The 1031-nt window shown below is 36.8% G+C and carries 1 protein-coding gene; it reads right to left on the bottom strand.

From position 1 onward, the window contains the following. Positions 1 to 67: 67 nt before the first annotated feature. Positions 68 to 1031, bottom strand: a 964-nt coding sequence (locus tag EZH24_RS14360; protein ID WP_201798600.1) for a hypothetical protein, incomplete at its 5' end; no start/stop codon positions are given.

The following is a 1031-nucleotide window of genomic DNA, read 5'->3' as shown; positions in this document are numbered from 1 at the left end:
AATAAATTCGGTTTAACTCTTAAAAATCTTATTAACTTAAATCATATTATCTTCAAATTTAATTAGCTTAATTTCTTTCCTCTACAAATTTAATGCTTGTTGATTTATTATCAAGTTTTAATTTAATTTGAGTTATTTCAGTTTCAAAATCTTGGCTGAAAGTAACATTATAGGTTAAAGTATAATAAGTATCGCTCGTTCCTCCTCCTGCTTCTTCGCCTTCAACCCTTACTCCTGCTAAGCCATGAGGATTTAATGCATTAGTAAAATTGTAATCTGCATAGTCTTTTACTCTGGGTTTACTTATATCTAAATTATCCGTAGTCGCATTTTCAATTGTAAAAGTTTTATCTGTTGCATTATATGTTCCGTTCTTAAATAAAAACTCAAATTTTTTATCCCCACCAACCTGACTTATTGTATTCCCAATACGAGTGCCTTTCCGAAGAATACTTTGAATAGCATCTGATGTGCTATCGTCAAGTTTTTGTATTTTCTTGATTTCAATTTCTACATCTTGCGTTGTAGTCGTCAAATCTACATTGGTCGATGTTGGAGTTAATGAAAAAGTCGCTTTCACTTTCTTGGTTTCCGTTCCAGCCCAACTCACTTTAGCCAATGTCGTTGCATCGTATTTGCTTGCATCCGTTGTGTCCTTCTTAAAAGTCAAAGTCGTTCCCGTGTAGTCGAAATCGCCAACCGCTAAACCCGTGCTTGCCGAAGCGTCCACATCCGCAATAGCCGTCAATGTTCCCGTAGCGTTTAGGAATTTTACCGTTGCTGTAGTGCTTACGGTATCTCCTGCGCTTGCCACTACAATTTGATAACTGCCAGAAACCGCTCCGCCGTTCGTTCTTATGATTTCACCGCTATCGTCTCCCTTGCCTCCATTATCGCCGCCCGTTGGGTCGCTGACATTGTTCTTACACTGACAGCTATAGGAAAATAGCAGTCCGAAGATACATAAAATTGTAATAAATAGTTTTGATTTTTGTCTTTTAACTTTAAAGACATTGTTTGTTTGATTTCTC

The organism is Brachyspira catarrhinii (assembly GCF_005518285.1).
GTDB lineage: Bacteria > Spirochaetota > Brachyspiria > Brachyspirales > Brachyspiraceae > Brachyspira > Brachyspira catarrhinii.
The sequence above is the reverse complement of the archived record's forward strand: the minus strand, read 5'-3'. Positions and strand labels throughout refer to the sequence as shown.